Source organism: Mucilaginibacter sp. cycad4, assembly GCF_034263275.1.
In the GTDB taxonomy this organism is placed as follows: domain Bacteria; phylum Bacteroidota; class Bacteroidia; order Sphingobacteriales; family Sphingobacteriaceae; genus Mucilaginibacter.
On sequence record NZ_CP139559.1, the window covers coordinates 2634943 to 2653705 of the forward strand.

Consider the following 18763-nt stretch of genomic DNA (forward strand, 5'->3'; position numbering starts at 1 on the left):
AATACCATGAACTATGAACCATTAACTATGAACTAAAAAAACTAATAGTCATCATCGTCTTCTTCAAAGCCCGTTGCCTGCCTGTATACTGCCTGCAATTCAGAAAAAGCATGGTTATCGCGCTTTTCTTTGGTCACTTTCATACCATTTTCGTAGGTTTTAATGGCATCATCTTTACGGTTCAATGCTTCATAAAGCTTACCTAAATGATAATAGGTACCAACGTAGCCCGGGTGATTATTCACTAAATCTTCATAATAGGCAAGGGCTTTATCTGTCTCATTCAGACGCAGATATTCAGTTGCCAGGGCATATTTCAGAAATTCATCATCCGGTTCATTTTTTATAAATTCCAACAGCTTATTCAATCTGCTTAACTCCATTTTAAACTCTATCTTTTTTAACTAAATTTGCAAAAACCTATTGATATGAAGATTCTGGTATGTGTAAGTAATGTTCCTGATACCACCACAAAAATAACTTTTACTGATAATAACACGCAATTTAATACAAACGGGGTTCAGTTTATACTTAACCCTTATGATGAAATTGCACTCGCGCGCGCCATTGAACTAACCGATGGCGGTAAAGGTACAGTAACTGTAATAAATGTTGGGGAGGCAAATACAGAAGCCACTATACGTAAAGCCCTGGCCATTGGCGCTACCGATGCGGTACGAATAAACGCTAAACCGCACGATGCCTGGTATGTAGCGTATCAGATTGCGCAATATGTAAAATCAAATCCTTTTGATCTAATCCTGACCGGTCGTGAATCTATTGATTATAACGGGTCGAAAGTTGCGGGTATGCTGGGCGAATTGCTTGATTTGCCATCGGTATCTATTATCAAAAAATTAGATGCCGCAGACACGGAGGCAACTGTTGAACGCGAGATTGAGGGCGGTAAAGAAGTTTTAACTATCCCCTATCCTTTTGTAGCCGGTACTGCCGAGGGCGTGGCCGAACCAAAAATACCTAATATGCGCGGCATTATGTCGGCCCGGACCAAGCCACTTACAGTTGTGGAGCCGGTTGAGGTAAAAACATTTTCGGAGATCATTAGTTATGAAACACCTGCCCCGCGCGGCCAGGTGAAGCTTATACCTGCCGATGATACTGCTAAACTGGTTGAGCTGCTGCATACCGAAGCGCGTGTTATATAAATTATGATCTAAATCATTAACAGATAAATATGTCAGTTTTAATATATGCGGAAAATACCGGGGGCAAATTCAAAAAATCGGTTTTTGAAGCCGTTTCTTATGCCCGCGCCATTGCCGATCAAAATAACACTTCCCTTACCGCGGTTTCAATAGGCAATGTTGATGCGGCCGAATTAGCTTCATTGGGTAAATACGGCGCCAATAAAGTGCTTAATGTTTCTGGTGATAAGCTGAAAGACTTTGTAAACCAGGCCTATGCCTCCGTTATAGCCGAAGCCGCAAAAAAGGAGGGTTCGGCTGTTGTGGTTTTATCAAATACCTTCTCGGGTCGTGGCTTGGCGCCAAGAGTTGGTGTAAAACTGGATGCTGGTGTTGCCGATGGAGCAGTAGCGCTCCCTGTTCAGGACGGCGGCTCGTTCAAGATTAAAAAAACAGCATTTTCTGGTAAAGCTTTTGCCATTGTTGACCTTACTTCTGCCATCAAAGTTATCGCGCTTGTACCCAACTCGTACAAAGTTGTGGAAACAGGCGGCACTGCCCAGGTTGAGGATTTCAGCGTTGAAACCAAGGCATCTGACTTTAAGGCTATGATCAAAGAGATCGTTCGTTCAACAGATAAGGTTTCCCTGCCCGACGCAGAAATTGTGGTATCAGGGGGCCGTGGTTTGAAAGGGCCTGAAAACTGGGGTATGATAGAAGAACTGGCTGAGCTTTTAGGTGCTGCCACCGCATGCTCAAAACCTGTATCAGATGCAGGCTGGAGGCCGCATAGCGAACACGTTGGACAAACCGGTATTGCTGTCAGTCCAAATTTGTATATTGCAGTCGGAATTTCAGGTGCTATTCAACACCTGGCCGGGGTAAGTTCATCAAAAGTTATCGTAGTAATAAACAAAGATCCTGAGGCGCCGTTTTTCAAGGTAGCCGATTATGGGATTGTTGGCGATGCCTTTGAGGTGCTTCCTAAATTAATAGCAGCCGTTAAAGAATATAAAGCTTCAGCATAAATACAGGTGTGATGGGGAATAACATGAAAAAAATAAAGCTTGATATTGTCGGCTTATCATACAGTCAAACCCAATCGGGCGCCTATGCACTTGTTTTGGGCGAAGTAAGTGGCCGCCGCCGTTTGCCTATCATCATCGGGAGCTTTGAAGCCCAGGCTATAGCTATCGAAATAGAAAAGATGACCCCGAGCCGCCCGCTTACACACGACCTGTTCAAGAGCTTTGCCCAGGCTTACCAGATTGAAGTTCAGGAAGTGATCATTTATAATTTAGTTGATGGGATATTTTATGCCAAGCTGGTTTGCAGCGATGGAAAACGCTCTGTGGAGATAGATGCCCGCACTTCTGACGCTATTGCCGTGGCTGTACGCTTTGACTGCCCTATCTTTACTTATGAATTCATCCTTTCAACTGCAGGCATTGTTATAGAAGGTAACGATTTTGTTTATCTGGAAAATATCAACGAAACACCTGAAGAAAAATCGGTAAGCGCATCAGTAAGCGGTTACGCTTCTATCAGTACCGAGGAGTTAAAAACCAAGCTCCAGGAAGCCCTGGCTGAAGAGTCATACGAAAAAGCGGCAAAGATTCGCGATGAGCTGAACAAACGTAAAGCATCCTGATTTCGGAATTGGGATTTTCGATTTCGGATTTATCCGGACGCTCTATTATTAAAATAATAATTTGTTGTATCAATATTATATAGCAGAAACCCAATCCCGGGTTTCTGTTTAACAATCGTAATTTCTACACTTGTAGCTTTCTGATTTACATTTATTTCACTACTTTCCGCTTTTAATTTAACACTGACTAAAATTATTTAAACCAGGTACCGTATGAATATTAAGTTCCGCTTAATACTGATGAATTTTATGCAATTTTTTATATGGGGAGCCTGGTTGCTTACCATTGGTGCATACTGGTTTCAGGATAAACATTGGTCGGGCGCACAATTTGGAGCTATCTTCAGTACTATGGGCATTTCGGCTATATTCATGCCTGCCCTTACCGGTATCATAGCGGATAGATTTATCAATGCCGAAAAGTTATACGGTATCATGCACATTTTAGGTGCGGCATCCTTATTTACCCTGCCTTTAATTACCAGTCCTTCCGCCTTTTTCTGGGTAATGCTGATCAACATGATCTTTTATATGCCAACCCTTTCACTATCAATAACAGTGGCATATTCGGCATTGAAAAGTAATAACAAAGATGTAGTTAAAGATTACCCCCCTATCAGGATTTGGGGAACTATCGGATTTATAGCCGCGTTATGGACAGTGAGTCTCACACATAACGAAACCTCTCCTAACCAGTTTTATATAGCATCGGCCGTAGCCCTTGCCCTTGGTATTTATTCTTTTAGTCTTCCAAAATGCCCCCCGCTTTCCGCAAAAACAACCAACAAATCATTTGTTGACTCGTTAGGATTGAATGCTTTCAAATTATTTAAAGACCCGAAGTTTGCTATTTTCTTCGCTTTCTCCATGCTTTTGGGAGCAGCCTTACAACTTACCAATGCTTATGGTGATACCTTTATACAGGACTTTAAAAATATAGCCATCTACAAAGATTCGGTCGGCGTAAAATACCCGGCTATTATCATGTCTATCTCCCAGTTTTCTGAAACCTTTTTCATTTTACTGATCCCATTCTTTCTGCGCAAATTTGGTATCAAATATGTGATGCTGTTCAGCATGCTGGCCTGGGTATTAAGGTTTGGCCTTTTTGCCTTCGGCGATCCGGCCGGTGGTTTATGGATGATCGTATTGTCATGTATTGTTTATGGCATGGCTTTCGATTTCTTCAATATATCTGGTTCACTGTTTGTTGAAACACAGGCCACCCCGGATATCAGAGCAAGCGCGCAAGGCTTGTTTATGATGATGGTAAATGGTTTCGGCGCTTTTTTCGGAAGCATAGCAAGCGGTTTGATCATCGATAAATTTTTTCTACTGCCGGGCGGCGCTAAAGATTGGCATGGCATCTGGCTCACATTTGCGGGCTATGCCCTGGTAATCGCTATTATCTTCCCGTTCGTGTTTAGGTATAAACATAATAAGGCGCTTGTTGAAGCGATACAACATGCGTAATTTCTGAACCGGGATTTGGGGAATATTTTGGATTACAGGATTTTCTTACTTAAAATAGCGAGGGCTCACGATAATTCGTGAGCCCTCGCTATTGCATGTTATCCGGGGAATCCCCCCAAATCACGGTTCAGACTATTTCTTCCAACCCATCGCGTACTTAATTCCACCTAAAAGATGTTTCAAATACAAAGGCTCCGAATATGACGCATCAGTATGCCCAAGCTCGGTATAAAAGGCCCTGCCACCATCAAAATTGTGATACCAGGCCATTGGGTGATTCTCACCGTTTTCGCCGCCTGTGTAGCTTTTTTCGTCAATCTTGATCAGCACGTGCAGGTCATTACCAATCCATTTGTAGTTATACCACTCGTCAAGGCGTTTCCAGGTTTCTGGCAAGTGTTTGGTTGCGATAAAATTGCGGTCAACCACATTTAATACAGCTTCCTGTTGCTTGCTCGGGTGATTTTTAAAATAAGCGCCAACCAGCTTGCCGTACCATGACCAGTTGTATTCCGTGTCAGTTGCCGAATGCACACCAACAAAACCACCGCCCGACCGGATGTATTTTTCAAAAGCGGCTTGCTGGGTGTCGTTTAAAACATCGCCGGTGGTGTTTAAAAATATTACCGCCTTATATTGTTTTAAATTATCCATGGTAAACCTCGCGGCATCAGTGGTGCTGTCTACATCAAAATTATTCTCCTGCCCGAGTTTAATTATTGCAGGCACACCTACCGCTATGGAGTTATGGTGAAACCCCGCGGTTTTACAAAATACCAGTACTTTATCTTTAGCAAGTACCTGGGTTATTGAAGTTCCTATTAAAAGGCAAATGGTGATTAGTTTTTTCATGGTTGATTATTTTTTTAGTAAACGCATTAAAATACGGCCGTCGTGCTGAACTTGTTTCAGCATCCCAGGCGCTAAGCACACATCATACATGTCGACTGCTTAGCACGTGGGTTCCCGAAATAAATTCGGGGTGACGTTGGTGGTGATTATAAATTTCCCTTCTTCAATTCATCTACAGCAAAATGAGCGGCGCGGGCCGTCATGGCCATATATGTTAATGATGGATTTTGACATGCTGATGAGGTCATAGCGGCACCGTCGGTAACAAAAACGTTTTTGGCATCCCATACCTGGTTGTTGCCATTCAATACCGAAGTTTTAGGATCACGTCCCATTCGTGCGGTCCCCATTTCATGAATACCATCGCCAACATTGTGGCCACGGTCATGGGTCTCAATATTTTTAACTCCGGCACTTTCAAGCATGGCTTTAGCTTCCCTCACAATATCGAAACGCATTTTCTTTTCGTTCTCCTTGATCTCGGCATCCATCGCTAAAATAGGCAACCCCCATTTGTCCTTGCGGGTTTTATCAAGGGTGATTTTATTTTCGTGATAAGGCAGCAGTTCGCCGAACCCGCCTATACCAATTGTCCATGGGCCAGGTTCAGTAAGCGCATCTTTATATTGAGCTCCGATATTGTATTCGGCAATTTCACGGCTCCATCCCATACGGCTTGCCGCTCCCTGGTAGCCAAAACCACGCAGATAATCGCGTTTATCATCAAACAGGTTGGCAAAGCGTACAATATAAATACCGTTAGCCCGACGGCCGTAATAGTATTTATCTTCAAAACCTTCAACCAATCCGCTTGCACCCAGATTATAATGATGATCCATAATATTATGACCAAGCTCACCACTGCTGCTGCCCAGTCCATCAGGCCAAATTTCGGTAGCCGAATTCATCAACACCCAGGCACTGTTCAGTGCCGAAGCATTCACGAAAACTATCTTTGAATAATACTCATAAGTTTGGTTAGTTTCGGCATCAAGAACCTCTACCCCTTTGGCTTTTTTAGTATCCTTATCATACAATATTTTAGTAACGATAGAATACGGCCTCACCGTTAAATTACCAGTTGCCAAAGCAGCAGGCAAAGTAGAAGACTGCGTGCTAAAGTATCCGCCAAAAGGACATCCTTCCCAGCACCTGTTCCTGAACTGGCATTGAGTACGCCCCGGAACAGGCGCAGTTAAATTAGCTGTGCGGCCAATGATCATGTGCCTTGTACCATTGTAGTTCTTTTTGATCCGGGCAGCCACATCTTTCTCCACCCAGTTCATATCCATTGGCGGTAAATAATGTCCATCGGGCAATTGCGGCAAACCTTCAAGCGAACCACTGATACCAGCAAATTTCTCCACATGATCATACCAGGGTGCAAGGTCTTTATATCGGATAGGCCAGTCAATAGCCCAGCCGTCCTCAGCATTTGCTTCAAAATCAAAATCGCTCCAGCGATAGCTTTGCCTTCCCCATAAAATGGAGCGGCCGCCAAGCTGGTATGAGCGCCACCAGTTAAACGGTTTAATCTCGGTGTAAGGTGCGGCCTGTTCATCAGTCCAGTAATCCATAATAGGTTCGGTAGCTCCCCAGTTACGTGAGATCACCGGGCGCTGCTTACGCTGGGCCTGGGTTGGCGAACCGGCATGATGGCGGTCCCATGGATCCTGATTGGCGGTTTTGTAATCTTTAATGTGTTCAAAATTTCGGCCCCGTTCAAGCATAATGGTTTTTAAGCCAAGTTCGGATAACTCTTTTGCCGCCCAGCCGCCGCTGATACCCGAGCCTATTACAATGGCATCATAGGTATTATTAGCCTTAGCCTTGCCGTTTACATTACTTAATGGCATAGTTTTATAAATTGGTTTTGAGATTGGATAAAACAAGTATATCAATTAAAAATTGATATAGCAATCGATTGTGAAGAAAAAAAAACCATGATTTTCGGGATTAATGGATTACCCCGATGATGTTTATTAGCCCAAACATCATGAAATCTTCTAATCCTGAAAATCATGGTTCTTTTATTTATTTTTACAGCATGCTCCAGGTAAGTGAACTATTTATCTATCCCATCAAATCCCTTGGTGGTATTTCTGTACAAAGCGCAGTAGTTACAACACGTGGTCTACAATACGACAGGCGCTGGATGCTGGTTAACGAACATGGGCATTTTGTAACACAGCGCGAGTTTCCGCAGATGGCCTTATTAAAGGCAACAATAGAAACTGATGGTATAGCTGTACATCATCATTCAACTGCATCATTATTAATTCCATTTAATGGTGAAAGAAAGCCCTTGCAACAGTTTGCCGTTTGGGACGACATCTGCTTTGGACAATATGTAAGCGAAGAGTTTGACCAATGGTTCAGCAAGGCGCTCCATATGAAATGCCGCCTTGTTTATATGCCGGATGACAGTGAACGAGAAGTTGATCAGCGTTATGCTAAACCCGGAATGATCACTTCATTTGCCGATGCCTATCCTTTTCTGCTTATTGGGCAGGCTTCGCTTGATGATCTTAACAAACGAATGATATTGCCATTGCCAATGAACCGTTTTCGGCCAAACATCGTCTTCTCCGGTGGTGATGCTTACAGCGAAGACCTGATGGATGAGATTGATATAGCAGGCATTACCTTTTACGGCGCAAAACTTTGCGCACGTTGTGTGCTTACTACCATTGATCAGCAAACGGCTGTAAAAGCCAAGGATCCTCTAAAAACCCTTGCCTCCTACCGCATGAAAAATAACAAGATCATGTTTGGACAAAACCTGGTGCATGAAAATACAGGCATAATCTCGGCGGGTGACGAGCTTAAGATTTTAAGCACCCATACAGACGAAAGATTTATTGTAGCAAAGAAACCTATTACAACAACATGAAACCGACTATAACTATAGAATATTGCCCTAAATGTAACTGGATGATGCGTGCAGCTTATATGGCGCAGGAACTGCTTACTACTTTTACCGATGACGTAAATGGCGTTACCTTAAAACCAAGCGAAGTTAGTGGAAGGTATACTATCAGTGTTGATGAAGAAACACTGTTTGACCGCAAACGCGATGGACATTTTCCTGAGATTAAAGAGTTAAAACAGGCCGTTCGTGATAAAGTTAACCCGGGTAAAAGCCTTGGCCATTCAGACAGGCATCAACTGTAACTTTTATATAACAATGTCTGTATAAAATATCCTTTCTATATAATCTATAATATTACTCGAAAAAATAGTTAATTTAGAAAATATCTTTATTTACCTTTGTGAGTTTCATTTTAGAAAATGCTTTCAAAAAAAACTAAGTACGCTATAAAGGCGCTTGTGGTTCTTGGCAAGAACATGGACCAGCCGCCTATGCAAATTTCGAAGATTGCCGAAATCGAACGAATCCCTAAAAAGTTTCTTGAGCAGATACTGCTTGATCTGCGCAATGCGGGGTTCCTTTACAGCAAAAAAGGAGCGGGCGGTGGCTACAGCCTTAACCGCGATCCCAAAGAAATATTCCTGGTGAGTATCATGCGCATAACCGATGGCCCTATTGCCATGGTGCCTTGTGCCAGCTTAAATTTTTATCACAAATGTGATGAGTGCCACCAGGAAAGCACTTGCGGCATAAGGGATGTATTTGTTGATGTAAGGGATGCCACACTTAAAATATTAAGCGAAACCAGTATCGCCGATATCATCAAACGCGAAACTACCCTCATCAGCGTTTAATTTTCAAACTTCATAAAACTGTCATAACGCAGTTTTTTTTAATTAAATGCTACTTTTTCCGTATACTATATATATATTTGGGAAATGAATCGTGAGAGCATTAATATTACCTGTCTTAACCAACTGACCTATTGCTATATGCGCAATGGTAAAACGAGGCTATAAACGTAATATTTAACTATATATGCCTCTTTAGCCACAGCCAAAGGGGCTTTTTTATAAAAGATTAATACATAGAATATGCAGAGCTTCAGAACGGAACTGGAGAACCCTATTGTTGAGAAGGATATAATAGATCTTGAAAAAAAGATCCATGCTTTTCGTGAAGGTAAAATTCATGATGAAAAATTCAGAAGCTTACGTTTGGCACGCGGTGTTTATGGCCAGCGTCAGCCAGGCGTGCAAATGGTACGCATTAAACTACCTTTTGGTAAAGTTAGCTTTAAGCAACTATTGAAGATTGCCGAGATTTCTGACGAATTTGGCAGCAGTAACCTGCACCTTACTACCCGACAGGATATCCAGATCCACTACGTAAGCCTTGACCGTACACCCCAGCTTTGGGCCAAGCTTGCACAGGATGATATCACCCTGCGCGAAGCATGCGGTAATACCGTACGTAATGTTACAGCTTCTCCCACTGCAGGCATCGACCCAAAAGAACCATTTGACGTTTCTCCTTACGCATATGCTACGTTTGATTATTTTCTGCGTAATCCAATATGCCAGGAAATGGGCCGCAAATTCAAAATCTCTTTCTCGTCAAGCGATGAGGACACGGCATTTTCATACATTCATGATATCGGTGCTATCCCTAAAATAAATGCCAATGGCGAACGCGGGTTTAAGATCATGCTTGGTGGCGGTTTAGGTGCACAGCCAATTTTAGCCAGTATTGTTGAAGAGTTTTTACCAGAAGATCAGCTGATCCCTTATATCGAATCAGTGATCCGTGTTTTTGACCGTTACGGCGAACGCAATAACCGCAACAAAGCCCGTATGAAATATCTTATCCAAAAATTAGGTTTGGATGAAGTATTGCGTTTAACCAAAATCGAGCGTACTGCCAACAAAGTAAAATCATACCCTATCAACCGGGATGTTGTTGATGCCCCGGCTTTACCACCAACTGATAGCTATCCTGAAGTAACCATCAGCAATCCGCTGCGCTATGAGCAATGGCTGGCTACCAACGTTTTTGAGCAAAAGCAAAAAGGTTTTTATGGCGTGTATATTAAAGTGCCTGTAGGTGATATCTCATCTGATACAGCCCGTGCACTGGTTAAAACGCTGGAGCCATTGGTTGGTCACGAGATCCGCATAACTCAAAACCAGGGCCTGCTTTTAAAATATGTTCAAAAAGAAGCGCTGCCCGCTTTATATGAAGGCCTGACTAAGCTTGAACTGGCAGCGCCGGGTTTTGATAGCATTGCCGATGTTACTACCTGCCCGGGTACAGACACCTGCAACCTTGGCATATCTAACAGTATGACCATGGCCCGCGTGCTGGAAGATCTGATCTATAATGAATACGAGGATTTTATTTATAATCGCGAAATCAAGATCAAAATAAGCGGTTGTATGAACTCTTGTGGTCAGCACGGCTTGGCCCACATTGGTTTCCATGGCAGTTCGCTTAAAGCGGGTGCTAAAGTATTACCATCTGTACAGGTGATGTTAGGTGGCGGTACCGTTGGAGACGGCGTTGGCCGCGCTGCCGAAAGGGTGATCAAAGTACCTACCAAACGCGCTACCGATGTGTTAAGGTGGTTATTGAACGACTATAAAGAGTTTTCGCCCGAGGGTGAAACTTACCATGAATATTACGACAGGCAGGGTAAAGATTATTTTTACCGTTTGCTGAAACCACTTGCCGATTTAACTACTCTTACCGATGACGAATACATTGACTGGGGCCACCAGGAAACATTTGTTACCGCTATTGGCGTAGGTGAATGTGCCGGTGTGATCATCGACCTGGTAGCTACCCTGCTATTTGAATCAGAAGAAAAATTGGGCTGGGCTAACGAAGCTTATGCTGATGGTCGCTGGGCTGATGCTATTTACCATGCTTACAATGTGTTTGTAAGCTCGGCAAAAGCGCTATTGCTTGACAAAGCTGTTAACAGCAGTACACAAATAGGCGTGATCCGCGAATTTGATGCACAATACGTTGAAAAAGGCGAATTCGAATTGAACGGAAGCTTTAACGACCTGGTATTACAACTCAACCAAAATGAGCCGTCACAAGAATTTGCCACAGCATATTTAGCACAGGCTACAGAATTTTTAAGCAGAAGCAAGGATAAGAGAGAGGCGCTTGTACAATAATGACTGATAGTAATAAAAATATAAAAGAACCGCGTATTACCTTAGTTGGCGCAGGCCCCGGCGATGCCGACCTAATAACAGTAAAAGCGATCAAAGCTTTGAAAACAGCCGATGTTGTTTTGTACGACGCTTTGGTTAATGAAGAACTGCTTGAATACGCCCCGCAAAACTCAACTAAAGTTTATGTAGGCAAACGTTCTGGCGACCATAGTTTTTCGCAGGAAGCAATTAACAACCTGATGGTTGATTATGCGCTGAACTACGGCCACGTAGTCAGGTTAAAAGGCGGGGATCCGTTTGTATTCGGTCGCGGATATGAGGAACTTATCATTGCGGCAGCGCATAACATACCAGCGTCCGTTATTCCGGGTATTTCCAGCTCGGTAGCGGTACCCGAATTGCAGCAGATCCCGGTTACTCACCGCGGTTTAAGCGAAAGTTTTTGGGTGGTTACCGGCACTACTGCAAATGGCAGGATCTCGAACGACCTTATTGACGCTTCACGATCAAATGCTACCGTAGTTGTATTGATGGGCGTTCATAAGCTGGCTGAAATTACTGAAATATTTAAGTTACAAGGTAAGAACAAACTGCCCGTAGCCGTTATCCAAAGCGGATCGACTGTAGATGAGAAGATCGCTGTTGCTACAGTTGATACTATTGTTACTGCTGTTGAAGAAAATAAGATCTCATCGCCAGCCATTATTGTTTTGGGCGAGGTAGTATCACTTCATCCAAAATTCCAACTGATAAAAGAAGTTTATGACGTTGTTGCCCGGGGATAAGAGCTTAACCAACATCCAGGATAAAAAACAGGAAGGCAATCAGCTTTTTCCTGTATTTTTAAAACTGAATGATCTGCATACGGTGCTTATTGGCGGCGGTAATGTTGGTTTGGAAAAACTTACCGCTGTACTTAATAACAGCAACAGTGCAAGGGTAACCGTTATTTCGCGCGAGTTTTTGCCCGAGGTACATACGCTTGCATCGCAATATCCGGGCATCCGAATTATACAAAAATCATTTACTGACGATGACCTGAACGATGCCGATATTGTTATTGCTGCCACCAATGACAGCGAACTTAATAACTATATCCGCAATGCCGCCCATGACCGTAAGCTGCTGATCAACGTAGCTGACAAGCCTGCGCTATGTGATTTTTACTTAGGATCGATAGTGCAAAAGGGCGACCTGAAACTGGCCATATCTACCAACGGAAAATCACCTACTGTGGCTAAACGATTAAAAGAAGTATTAAACGAAAGCCTTCCTGCCGAGCTTGACATTACTTTGCAGCAAATGAGTGAACTAAGAAATACCCTTGAAGGCGACTTTGCCGACAAGGTAAAAAAACTAAACAGTGTAACATCCGTTTTGGTCGAGCCAAAAGCGGCCAACCGGAAAAACTTTATCTGGTTGCTCTGGTCTACCATTATAGTGTCCTTAGCCATAGTTATAACAGCACTTTATTTTAAAGAGCCTAATTTCAAAAACTTTGTAACCGGTGTCGACCCTCTCTTTTATTACTTTTTAGGAGCAGGCTTCGTATTTGCGATGATAGATGGGGCAATCGGTATGTCGTACGGTGTAACATCAACTTCGTTTTCCTTAGCTATGGGCATCCCTCCTGCTTCGGCGAGTATGGGTGTTCACTTATCCGAGATCCTAAGCTGCGGGATAGCCGGCTGGATGCATTATCGCATGGGTAATATCAATTGGAAACTTTTTAAGCTTTTGGTTGTGCCGGGGATCCTTGGCGCATTTTTAGGAGCATTCATACTTTCATCGCTTGAACATTACGCCATGTACACCAAACCTGTTGTATCGGTTTACACCCTGATATTGGGTATAGTGATATTCAGGAAAGCGTTCAACACACAAAAGAAAAAATCGGCCGATAAGGTAAAACGCATTTCGTTGCTGGGTTTAGGCGGCGGCTTTATCGATGCTGTTGGCGGCGGCGGCTGGGGATCAATCGTACTATCAACTCTGATAGCCGGTGGCCGGAGCCCTCGTTTTTCGTTGGGGACAGTGAAACTTTCACGTTTTTTTGTGGCCATGATAGGTTCTATAACCTTCATTGCCATGGTTAATAGCAATCACTGGCATGCTGTAGTCGGGCTGGTATTAGGCAGCGCATTAGCTTCGCCAATAGCGGCTAAAATCTCCAACAAAATTTCAGCAAAAACTATCATGGTTGCTGTTTCTGTTATCGTTATTCTGATCAGCATCCGTTCTATCCTCAAATTTTTTGTTCCGGTACCATGACATTAGCAGATATACAACAAGATATTACCGGTCTTGGCCCTGTTGAAGCCCTGACCAAATTGGTGGAACTATTTCCTGGCCAAATCGTGTTTTCTACCAGCTTTGGCTGGGAAGACCAGGTGATCAGCCATATGATATTTTCCAATAACCTGCCCATCAAGGTTTTCACGCTTGAAACCGGCAGGCTCTTCCGCGAAACCTACTCGGTTTGGGCGGCCACCATGAACAGGTATCAAAAACCCATTCATGCTTACTACCCTAATCAGGCACTACTTGAAGAGATGGTTAGCAAAAAAGGCCCTAACAGCTTTTATGAATCGGTTGAAAACCGTAAGGAATGCTGTGGGATCCGCAAAATAGAGCCTCTTAAACGTGCTTTAAAAGGCAACAAGATCTGGATCACCGGTATCCGTGCCGAACAATCGGTTAACCGCCATGATATGCATGACCTGGAATGGGATGAGCAAAACCAACTGGTAAAGTTCCACCCTATCTTCAACTGGACATTGGACGAAGTAAAAGCCTATATCAAACAATACAACATTCCATATAACTCACTGCATGATAAAGGCTTCCCAAGCATTGGCTGTATGCCATGTACCCGTGCTGTTGCCGAAGGTGAAGATTTCCGCGCCGGCCGCTGGTGGTGGGAAGATCAATCGAAGAAAGAATGTGGGCTGCATGAGGTAACCGCTAAATAAGTTAAAGACGCTTTTTTTTATACGTGGGTCAACCGGTCGAAAGATTGGTTGGCCTTTTTATTTTATCTTAAACCCGTCATTGCGAGGTACGAAGCAATCCCCAATTAGCAGAGCGGCTCAACAGGTCTCTCTGTACAGTTAGGGATTGCTTCGTACCTCGCAATGACGATGTGATATTGAACGAAAAAGGGATGATCACTTATCGCGACCATCCCCTTACAAACTAATATAAAACGTAATTAAAGCGCTTATTTGTTGTTGTTACCTGCTAACAAACCATCAAGCGTTACCGATACGTAGTACAAGCCGCCGATAGTTGGGCCGCCTGCGTACTGGTAATATCTTTTGTTAAAGATATCCGTTGCCCCTAACTTAAATGTTGCATAGTACTCCGGCACGCGGTAGGTAACCTGGGCATCAACTGTTTTGATTGATGGCACAGTACCTGTAACCAGCGGGCTTTCCCACAAGTATGACTGCTGCCATTTGTAAACTACGTTAAAGCCGAAATTTTTAACCACCTCGCGGTTACCGAACGATACGTTGCCTGACCATTCTGGCGTATTAAAGCCGGTTACAAAGATATCTGAAGCTGTTTGGGCTTTTAACTTGTTAAAGCTTACGTTTCCTGATACCGTATAATGCTGGTAGAAATTGTAAGTAATACCTGCAGATGAGCCATAGTTATGGTAGATGTTTTTAGCATTGGTATAAACACGGTACCTGCTTTGGCCCTGGCTGGCTGCATTAGTTGATGTACCTGTTGTAGGGTCGCGGTTGATGTCAAGCATTGACAGTACCGCTGCATCAGAGCCAACAGTAGCGCCATTTGGTACAAACACCTGTACCTGGCCAAGGAAGCCGTCATAACGGTTGGTGTAAGCGTCAATATCAATGAACACTTTATTGTCGGCAACAATGCCTTTATAACCTACCTCGAAAGAGGTAATTTGTTCAGGACGTGCCGGCGGAAGATCCGCGACTTTTAACAGGTTACGATTGGCTAAAGCAGCCTGATCTGAGCCGCCTGCTGCATTTACAGCTGCATTAAACGCTACTACCGATGTTTGGGTATAGCTGTTACCAAGGTAACCCAAACCTTCGTTAATAAACGGCAAGCTGCCTACCCGTTTTACGCGACCGTTATTTACGTATGACAACGCCTCAAACAGCGAGGGGAAACGATAGCCATTTTGGAAAGTGAACCTGAAGTTATGGTTTTGGTTAACGGTATAAACGGCAGCTAAACGCGGTGTAAATTTAGGATCGAAGTATGGGTTACGGTCCCAGCGGATAGAGCCGAATAATTTCAGCTTCTCGTCAAAAAAGGTCTTGGTAACCTGGGTGAATGCGCCATATTTTTTGTAGATCACATCTTTACCGAAAGTGCCATCAGCCAATGGGCTATTTCTGTCAGCTATTGGGCGGCTAAAATCTACGAAGTTATTACCATCAGGCGTTATGCTGTACACACGTACATCAGCACCAACCAACAGATCAACAAATTTAACTTTGCTGCTCAGGTCCCATTGTGCCTCACCGTTGTACATGTGGCTTTTTTGCACTAAAGCAGCACCGCCTGTAGCCGGGGCGTTAGGGATCAGGCTCGATTTAATGTCCCAGTTATTGATACCGATGATAGTTTTTCTTAAAGCGTCAAACTCAGGAGTGCCTGGCTCAACACGACCTTTATCGGCGGCAGCACGGGCTGCTTGTTCCGCCGCGGCAAGGTTTGCAGAAGTAAGCACGCCTCCATTGTAGGCTTTTAAAGCATTACCATATAAAGTTGCCCAGGTCGAGTTGCTGGCGTGGTTAAGATCAAGGTTGTCGGCCAATGGTTTTACATTGAATGAGTTGCCGGTATTTTCTATTGATTCATAACCGCGTACCAGGAAGTCTTTTCCTTTTAACTCGATTTTATGATTCTGAACTGTTGCGCCTTGTAACGAGATCTTGTTACCGCGCTGAAACACGCCATCGAGCCTGCCATAGCGATAAGTATACGATAAGGTAGTAGTAGGCGATAATTTATAAGCCAGCGTACCATCCAGTTTTAGGTTTTTAACATGCGGATCAACCAGGTCAACTTCATTATAACCGGTACGGGCTACCGTAAGGTTTGGCCGGGCTTTGCCATCAACCGTAATACCTTTTATTGATACGGCGTTACTGCCTGCAAGTGCGTCGTCACCGTACTTGTTCCAGCCATCGTAAGCCGCGTTGCTGGTACCTGTTAATTCAGGGTAAGCAGGGTTGGCAGATTTAAGATTGGTTGGGTTTTGATCAAGGCGGGTATCTGATTGCCAGTCTTGCCCCTGCATGTAGCTAAAGTTCACTTTAACGGCAAACTTATCGTTAAAAGCTTTAGCATATCTTAAAGCATCTTCGGTAAGGGAACTCGCCCCTAAGCGGTCTTTACCAACATGGTTTAAACCCTGGCGATGGTAAAAGCTTAGGCCCTGGTATTTAAATGGATCTTTAGTGAACAGGTTTGATAGGCCATTAATAGCATTGGTGCCATAAAGGGCTGCAGCAGCACCCGGGGTGATCTCCACACTGGCAATATCCAGTTCGGTCGGACCAATGGCGTTACCAAGCGGCACACCCAAAGTAGCTGATTGCATATCAACACCATCAACCAGTTGCATAAACCTGAAATTGTTAGGGCTGTTGAAACCACGCGTATTTGGCACTTTAAGGGTGATGCTGGTGGTAGTCATCTGTACGCCTTTCACATTCTCCAAAGCATCGTAAAAACTTGGGCCGGGCGACTGTTTTAACGCTGTGATGCTCAATTTTTCGATAGCTACCGGTGATCGGAGCAATTTTTCTTCCTTGCGTGATGCCGTTACCACTACTTCGTTAACCAATAATGATTGAGTAGTTAACGTAATATTTACTGCGCTGTTGGCATTTTTAATGTAAAACTCCTGCGGCTGATAACCTATGGCAGTAAAAACAAGCGTATAGGGTAACTTGGCACTGGTGGTTAACGAAAATTTACCTGTAGTATCTGTTGATGTTTTGTTGGTTGTACCTTTAATAGATACTGTTGCCCCTATCAGCGACTTACCCTGATCGTCGTTTACTTTTCCGCTCAATATATATGAGCCGTTAAGCTGTGCATAACTTATACCCGGTAATAGTACCAGGAAGAGCACAATTATTCTAACTAAGTTTGTAAAAATTTTCATGAAGTAATTTGTGGTGGTGGTAATTAAAATTGTGATTAGTAGTTGTGTTGTCGTTGATGAAGGTTACGCTCAACAACAACACATTGCAGTTAGGTGCTGCATTTTTAACATGGGCTGAATGGCAATTGCATTGTTATGATACATTGTCTATAGAATTAGTCGACAAAAATATAAATTTAATACTGACTGTCAAGCCTTCCACTCCGTTTTTTTAAATTTTTGATGATTTTCGCATCATTTCACTATAAAATCCATCACCTTACTGGATATTTCAAAATAAACAAAGCCTAATTTCTCCCAAATTTGTAATATTGAAGCCTCAACCTGTACTGTACTAATGGCTTTCAATTATCAACGCATCGTTATCAAAATCGGCTCAAATGTTATTACCCAGGAAAACGGGCTCCCCGACCTTCCGCGAATTACCCATTTGGTTGAACAGATAGCTGCGATAAAAAAACAGGGCACCGAAGTGATACTGGTTTCATCAGGCGCTGTGGCATCCGGCCGCAGCCTGATCACGGTTGCAGAAAAATCAGATGCGGTGGCTGCCCGCCAGGTGCTGGCCTCTATTGGGCAGGTAAAACTGATCAATACCTATTCGCACCTGTTTGAGCAGTTTCAAATACTATGTTCGCAGGTTTTGGTCACCCGCGAAGATTTCAGGGACAGGATGCATTACCTCAACATGAAAAACTGCCTTGAGGCTTTGCTGCAATATGAGGTAATCCCTGTTGTAAACGAAAACGACGTAGTATCGGTAACCGAGCTTATGTTTACCGATAATGATGAATTGGCAGGCCTCATAGCCTCTATGCTTAACGCTAACGCCCTCATCATCCTCACCAACGTTGATGGCATTTACAACGGCGACCCAAAAGCAGCAGGTTCGGCGGTGATAGATGAAGTTAGCGGTAATGAACTTGATTTTTCAACCTTTGTATCATCGGGCCGTTCGCAGTTTGGGCGCGGAGGTATGATCACCAAATCAACTATGGCACAAAAAACGGCCCAGCTGGGCATTTCGGTGCACATAGCCAACGGTAAACGGGATCAGGTGTTAACCGATGTTCTGGAAAATCAGGTTACGCATACGCGTTTCATCCCCAACAAAACGGCATCGGGCAAAAAGAAATGGATTGCCCACTCCGAAAAATCAGCGACCGGAAGCGTACTGATCAATGCCGGTGCAAAAGCCGCGCTCATTTCAAACAAGGCAACCAGTTTATTACCGGTTGGCATAGTGGGCGTAATAACCGACTTTAAAAAAGGCGATATCATTAAACTGATAGATGATACCGATAAGCTGATTGGCTTAGGCATTGCCGAATATGGTGCTGATAAGGCCCGTGAACGCATCGGCCAAAAAAACCAGAAAGCACTGGTGCACTATGATTATCTTTACTTACAAGGCTAAAT

At 43.6% G+C, this 18763-nt stretch carries 16 protein-coding genes; 12 read left to right on the forward strand and 4 right to left on the reverse strand.

Going from position 1 to position 18763, the window contains the following annotated elements; genetic code table 11:
• Positions 1–41: 41 nt before the first annotated feature.
• Positions 42–383, reverse strand: coding sequence for a tetratricopeptide repeat protein (locus SNE26_RS10605; protein WP_321559333.1), 342 nt, complete (start codon positions 381–383; stop codon positions 42–44).
• Between the two features lie 45 nt (positions 384–428).
• Between SNE26_RS10605 and SNE26_RS10610 the strand changes: the two genes are divergently transcribed.
• The 4 genes from SNE26_RS10610 (at position 429) to SNE26_RS10625 (ending at position 4269) form a co-directional block, all read left to right on the forward strand.
• On the forward strand, positions 429–1166 hold the full coding sequence (locus SNE26_RS10610) for an electron transfer flavoprotein subunit beta/FixA family protein (protein WP_321559334.1): 738 nt from the start codon (positions 429–431) through the stop codon (positions 1164–1166).
• A 29-nt stretch (positions 1167–1195) separates the two neighbouring features.
• A complete protein-coding gene (locus tag SNE26_RS10615) occupies positions 1196–2173 on the forward strand; it encodes an electron transfer flavoprotein subunit alpha/FixB family protein (RefSeq protein WP_321559335.1) in 978 nt (325 codons plus the stop codon).
• Positions 2174–2196: 23 nt separating this feature from the next.
• Complete coding sequence (locus SNE26_RS10620) at positions 2197–2796, forward strand: bifunctional nuclease family protein (RefSeq protein ID WP_091164922.1); 600 nt, start codon at positions 2197–2199, stop codon at positions 2794–2796.
• 213 nt (positions 2797–3009) lie between these two features.
• On the forward strand, positions 3010–4269 hold the full coding sequence (locus SNE26_RS10625) for a nucleoside permease (protein ID WP_321559336.1): 1260 nt from the start codon (positions 3010–3012) through the stop codon (positions 4267–4269).
• Between the two features lie 132 nt (positions 4270–4401).
• Here the strand turns inward: SNE26_RS10625 and SNE26_RS10630 are convergent, their stop codons facing one another.
• Both SNE26_RS10630 and SNE26_RS10635 read right to left on the reverse strand, forming a co-directional pair.
• Positions 4402–5121 (reverse strand): ThuA domain-containing protein, encoded by a 720-nt coding sequence (locus tag SNE26_RS10630; protein ID WP_321559337.1) that lies wholly within the window; start codon positions 5119–5121, stop codon positions 4402–4404.
• A 146-nt stretch (positions 5122–5267) separates the two neighbouring features.
• Positions 5268–6977, reverse strand: a complete 1710-nt coding sequence (locus tag SNE26_RS10635; protein ID WP_321559338.1) for a GMC family oxidoreductase — start codon at positions 6975–6977, stop codon at positions 5268–5270.
• A 140-nt stretch (positions 6978–7117) separates the two neighbouring features.
• Here SNE26_RS10635 and SNE26_RS10640 point away from each other — a divergent pair, with 140 nt between their 5' ends.
• The 7 genes from SNE26_RS10640 (at position 7118) to SNE26_RS10670 (ending at position 14150) form a co-directional block, all read left to right on the forward strand.
• On the forward strand, positions 7118–8014 hold the full coding sequence (locus tag SNE26_RS10640; RefSeq protein ID WP_321559339.1) for an MOSC N-terminal beta barrel domain-containing protein: 897 nt from the start codon (positions 7118–7120) through the stop codon (positions 8012–8014).
• Positions 8011–8295 (forward strand): SelT/SelW/SelH family protein, encoded by a 285-nt coding sequence (locus tag SNE26_RS10645; protein WP_321559340.1) that lies wholly within the window; start codon positions 8011–8013, stop codon positions 8293–8295. Before SNE26_RS10640 ends, SNE26_RS10645 begins: the two co-directional genes overlap by 4 nt.
• A gap of 117 nt (positions 8296–8412) precedes the next feature.
• Positions 8413–8847, forward strand: coding sequence for an Rrf2 family transcriptional regulator (locus tag SNE26_RS10650; RefSeq protein WP_090525408.1), 435 nt, complete (start codon positions 8413–8415; stop codon positions 8845–8847).
• 240 nt (positions 8848–9087) lie between these two features.
• Positions 9088–11178 carry a nitrite reductase gene (locus tag SNE26_RS10655; RefSeq protein WP_321559341.1) on the forward strand — a complete coding sequence of 697 codons (2091 nt, stop codon included), beginning with the start codon at positions 9088–9090 and terminating at the stop codon, positions 11176–11178.
• A complete protein-coding gene (gene cobA / locus SNE26_RS10660) occupies positions 11178–11963 on the forward strand; it encodes a uroporphyrinogen-III C-methyltransferase (protein ID WP_321559342.1) in 786 nt (261 codons plus the stop codon). The genes SNE26_RS10655 and cobA overlap by 1 nt, the downstream gene beginning before the upstream one ends.
• Complete coding sequence (locus SNE26_RS10665) at positions 11941–13449, forward strand: TSUP family transporter (RefSeq protein WP_321559343.1); 1509 nt, start codon at positions 11941–11943, stop codon at positions 13447–13449. Before cobA ends, SNE26_RS10665 begins: the two co-directional genes overlap by 23 nt.
• Positions 13446–14150, forward strand: a complete 705-nt coding sequence (locus tag SNE26_RS10670) for a phosphoadenylyl-sulfate reductase (RefSeq protein WP_321559344.1) — start codon at positions 13446–13448, stop codon at positions 14148–14150. The genes SNE26_RS10665 and SNE26_RS10670 overlap by 4 nt, the downstream gene beginning before the upstream one ends.
• 248 nt (positions 14151–14398) lie before the next feature.
• On the opposite strand, the gene SNE26_RS10675 is transcribed toward SNE26_RS10670, so the two are convergent.
• On the reverse strand, positions 14399–17344 hold the full coding sequence (locus SNE26_RS10675; RefSeq protein ID WP_321559345.1) for a TonB-dependent receptor domain-containing protein: 2946 nt from the start codon (positions 17342–17344) through the stop codon (positions 14399–14401).
• 337 nt (positions 17345–17681) lie between these two features.
• Between SNE26_RS10675 and proB the strand changes: the two genes are divergently transcribed.
• Positions 17682–18761, forward strand: a complete 1080-nt coding sequence (gene proB / locus SNE26_RS10680; RefSeq protein WP_321559346.1) for a glutamate 5-kinase — start codon at positions 17682–17684, stop codon at positions 18759–18761.
• Positions 18762–18763: the final 2 nt, after the last annotated feature.